Below are 4,468 nucleotides of genomic sequence, written 5' to 3' on the forward strand. Positions count from 1 at the left end.
CGCACTACGATCTCGCCCCGATCGTTGAACACGCGCACCAGTTCGCCGTTTTGGAGGTCGCCGGCGTCATCGGGGTGAATGGAGACGAAGGGTTCACCCCGGTGGCTGAACAGGCGTGCTGCCTTGCCGGTGCGGGTCATGGTGTGCCACTGATCCCGCAGTCGACCGGTATTGAGGCGGAAGGGATATTGTTCTGTCGGTTCATTCTGCGGCGCGCGCGGTTCGATGGCGACAAAACGTGCCCTGCCGGACGGTGTGAAGAAGCGCCCGTCGGTGAACATGCGTGGCGTGCCTTCGGGGCGGTCGGGCGTAATGGGCCAGGGCTTGGGTGTCCAGGCATCGTAGGCCGCCCGGTCAAAATCTTCCGGCAGGTGGATCATCAGGTCGCGGCTGCCGTCGTTTTCGAAGCAGGTCTGCGCGGCGTATTCCCTGAAGATCTGCCACGGGTGGTCGTAATCGAAGCCGTCAAAGCCCATGCGCTGCGCCACCTGGCTGATCCACCACCAGTCGGGGTGGGCCAGTTCGGGGCCGTCCATGAACTTGCGCTGGCGGCTGATGGTGCGGTCGGAATTGGTCACCATGCCGTCGATCTCGCCCCAGGTGAGCGCCGGCAGCAGCACGTCCGCCACCACGGTGGTGTCGGTGCTGGCCATACAGTCGGAGACCACTGCCAGTTCGGCCTTTCTAATGGCCTCGCGCACGAAATCGGCATCCGGCATGGAGTCCACCGGGTTGGTGTTCATGATCCAGATGGCCTTGATCTCGCCGTCATGCAGCGCCTTGAACATGTCCACGGCTTTCTTGCCCGGCGCACGGGCGATGGTGGGGCTGTTCCAGAAACGCTGCACCCGGTCACAGCTGTTCTCGTCAAAGTCCATGTGGGCCGCCAGCATGTTGGCCAGACCGCCCACCTCGCGCCCACCCATGGCGTTGGGCTGGCCGGTGATGGAGAACGGCCCCATGCCCGGCTTGCCGATGCATCCGGTGGCCAGATGGGTGTTGATGATGGCGTTGGACTTGTCCACGCCGCTGGTGGACTGGTTGACCCCCTGGGAGTAGAGGGTGACGGTCCTGTCGATGTCGATGACCCATCGGTAGAACTGCGCCAGCGTATCTTTATCCAGTCCGCAGGCGCGCGCGACGGCATCCGCATCGCCCGCCGTTTCCCGCGCCCTGGCCAGTGCTTCATCAAAGCCTTCGGTGTGGTTGTCGATGAAAGCCTGATCCAGTTTGCCGGCGTCGGCCAGCGCCACCAGCAGGCCGTTGTAGAGCAGGGCGTCCATGCCCGGCGCGATGGGCAGGTGCAGGTCGGCCAGATCGCAGGTGGCGGTGCGCCGTGGGTCGATGACCACCACTTTCATTTCGGGCCGGGCCTTTTTGGCCGCGGCGATGCGCTGATAGACAATGGGATGCGCCCAGGCAGTGTTGGAGCCCACCAGCACAACCAGATCGGCCAGCTCCAGATCCTCGTAGCTGCAGGGCACGGTATCTGAGCCGAAGGCGCGCTTGTAGCCGGCCACCGCCGAGGACATGCACAGCCGCGAGTTGGTGTCGATGTTGGCCGAGCCGATGTAGCCCTTCATCAGCTTGTTGGCCACATAATAGTCCTCGGTCAGCAGCTGGCCGGAGACATAGAAGGCCACGCTGTCCGGGCCGTGCTCTTCGATGATGGCTCTGAAGCGGCTGGCCACATGATCCAGCGCCGTGTCGATGTCCACCGCCTGACCGTCGATCATCGGGGTGGTCAGGCGGCCGTGGAAGTCAACCGTCTCGCCGGCGCTGGAACCCTTGACGCACAGGCGTCCGTAGTTGGCGGGATGGGCCCTGTCGCCCTGCACCGCCACGGCGACTTCGCCCAGACGGTGGTCAACGGTGATCTCCATGCCGCAGCCGACGCCGCAGTAGGGACAGGTGGTCTTGATGGTTTCGGTGGTCATGGTTGTCTGATGCTCGATTCCGTATGGACAAAACGGCTGGTTTCACTGAGGTAAAAACAGGCGTTTTGTCATCCTGTGAAGTGTAATGCATGAAACCTGTTTGCACAGGCGCACTGCAGGGTTGCGTCCTCATGGGACTGTGAGGGTTGAGGCAGGTGCAGTGCGGGCGCCTGTTTCACAGACGCGCACCGCTTACCTCGTGGCTCAGGCGGCCTGTGAGGCGGCTTCTACATCCACCAGCACGTCATTCCCCTCGATTCTGGCGGGGTAGACGGGAATGGACAGGTCCTTGCCGTCCATGTGCTTGCCGGTGATCAGGCTGTAATGATCCTTGTAGAGCGGGGAGGCCACCATCAGCTCGCCGTGCAGGTCGCCGCAGATGCCGCGGAAGATCACGTTGGCGCCGGAGGCCGGGTCGTGGTTGCCCACGGCATATACCTCGTCGTCGATGTAGAACAGCGCCACCTGCACGTCGCCCACCTTGGCGGCGATGCCGGCGTCGGGAATCAGGTCGTCCTTGGTGCAGACTTTGACAAAAGCCATTGTTCAGTCCTCTTTGTGTGTTCTGTATGTTCCAGAGTTGGCAGGAACGCAGGCCTTGCTCGCTCATGGTTCCGCCATCAAGCGGCTGTAAGGCTTGAAGCGGGCGCAGCACAAACTCCCTGCGGTCAGACATGCGCCGCGCTTTTCCGCTTCTGACGCCAACAGCCGCTAAGATGGCTCCACAAATCGCCTGCGCAGGCCTGCGGTTCCTGCTTTCAGGTCAGTCACGCATTCGGCCGCACTTCGACCGCGATGCCCTTGAGCTTCTCTTCCGGCGTGGCCGGGCGGTACATGCCGGTCAGCTCTTCCTTGACGAACACCACATCCGGGTCGCGCTCGTCAGAGTTGACGAACATGCGGAACTTCTCGCGCACTTCCGGATTGTGGACGGCTTCGTACCAGTCATCCTTGTAGGTGTCGCGGATGAACTGCATCTGCCGCTCCAGCTCGTCACAGATGCCCAGGCTGTCGTTGATGACCACGTCCTTCACATAGTCGATACCGCCTTCCAGATTCTCCAGCCAGCGGGCAGTGCGCTGCAGGCGGTCCGCCGTCTGGATGTAGAACATCAGGAAGCGGTCGATGTACTTGAACAGGGTCTCTTCATCCAGATCGGTGGCGAACAGGTCCGCATGGCGCGGTTTCATGCCGCCGTTGCCGCACACATACAGGTTCCAGCCGTTTTCGGTGGCGATCACACCCACGTCCTTGGCCTGGGCTTCGGCACACTCTCGGGTACATCCGGATACGCCCATCTTGATCTTGTGGGGCGCGCGCAGGCCCTTGTAGCGGTGCTCCAGTTTGATGGCCATGGAGATGGAGTCGTCCACGCCGTAGCGGCACCAGGTGGAGCCGACGCAGGATTTGACCGTGCGCAGGGACTTGGCGTAGGCCTGACCGGACTCGAAGCCCGCCGCCAGCAGCTCTTCCCAGATGGCCGGCAGGTCGTTGAGCTGGGCGCCGAACATGACGATGCGCTGGCCGCCGTTGATCTTGGTGTAGAGGTTGTACTTCTTGGCCACCTGACCGATGACAATCAGCTTCTCCGGTGTGATCACGCCGCCCGGCACCCGTGGGATGACGGAGTAGGTGCCGTCCTTCTGCAGGTTGCCGAGGAAGCGGTCGTTGGTGTCCTGCAGGCCGATCTTGTCCTCTTCCATGGCGAAGCTGTTGTAGATGTCGGCGAAGATGGAGGCGACCGCCGGCTTGCAGATGTCACAGCCGTGCCCCTGGCCTTTCTTGGCCAGCAGCTCGTCGAAGGTCTTGATGCCCTCCACCTTGATAATGTGGAACAGCTCCTGACGGGAGTAGGGGAAGTGCTCGCAGATGTCCTTCTTGACCTCGACGCCACGCTGCTCCAGTTCGTAGTTGACGATGTCGGAGACCAGCTGGGTACAGCCGCCACAGCCGGTACAGGCCTGGGTGACCGCCTTCACGTCCGCCAGGGTGGTGGCGCCGTCGTCGATGGCCTTGATGATGTCCGCCTTGGAGACGTCATAGCAGGAGCACACCTGCGCGGGGTCCGGCAGGGCTGCCGGGCCGAACAGGTTGCTGCTGGCGCCGGAACGCTGCGGCAGGATCAGATCGTCCGGATGCTCCGGCAGTTCCATTTCGTTCAGATACAGCTGCAGCAGGTTGCCATAGTCGGAGGCGTCGCCCACCAGCACGGCGCCCAGCAGCTTTTTCTTGTCCTCGGAGACGACGATCTTCTTGTAGATCTCCTCCGGCTCGTTCTGATACACATAGGTATGCGCGCCGGGGGTCATGCCGTGCGGGTCGCCGATGGAGCCCACGTCCACGCCCATCAGCTTCAGCTTGGTGGACATGTCCGCGCCGGTGAAGGTGGCGGTAATGCCCTGCAGCTGGTGCACCACCGCCTGTGCCATGGCATAGCCCGGCGCCACCAGCCCGTAGATGGTGCCGTCATGCAGGGCGCACTCGCCGATGGCCCAGATGGACGGGTCGGAGGTGAGCAGCATGTCGTCCAC

General features: G+C 62.7%; 3 protein-coding genes. All 3 read right to left on the bottom strand.

Features of this window, described 5'->3' with window-relative positions; genetic code table 11:
- Positions 1-1,937 (bottom strand): molybdopterin-dependent oxidoreductase (locus F8K16_RS09245; protein WP_294949927.1); only part of this gene is annotated, 1,937 nt, incomplete at its 3' end.
- Between the two features lie 204 nt (positions 1,938-2,141).
- Complete coding sequence (gene nirD / locus F8K16_RS09250; protein WP_294949930.1) at positions 2,142-2,480, bottom strand: nitrite reductase small subunit NirD; 339 nt, start codon at positions 2,478-2,480, stop codon at positions 2,142-2,144.
- Between the two features lie 224 nt (positions 2,481-2,704).
- Positions 2,705-4,468, bottom strand: a 1,764-nt coding sequence (gene nirB, locus F8K16_RS09255; protein ID WP_294949933.1) for a nitrite reductase large subunit NirB, incomplete at its 5' end; no start/stop codon positions are given.

The sequence above is a fragment of the Sulfurivirga sp. genome (assembly GCF_015490265.1).
Classification (GTDB): Bacteria; Pseudomonadota; Gammaproteobacteria; order Thiomicrospirales; family Thiomicrospiraceae; genus Sulfurivirga.

Bases quoted from the DNA above. Each gene is read 5' to 3' on its own strand.
- nirD (WP_294949930.1), bottom strand. From the start codon at position 2,480: ATGGCTTTTGTCAAAGTCTGCACCAAGGACGACCTGATTCCCGACGCC.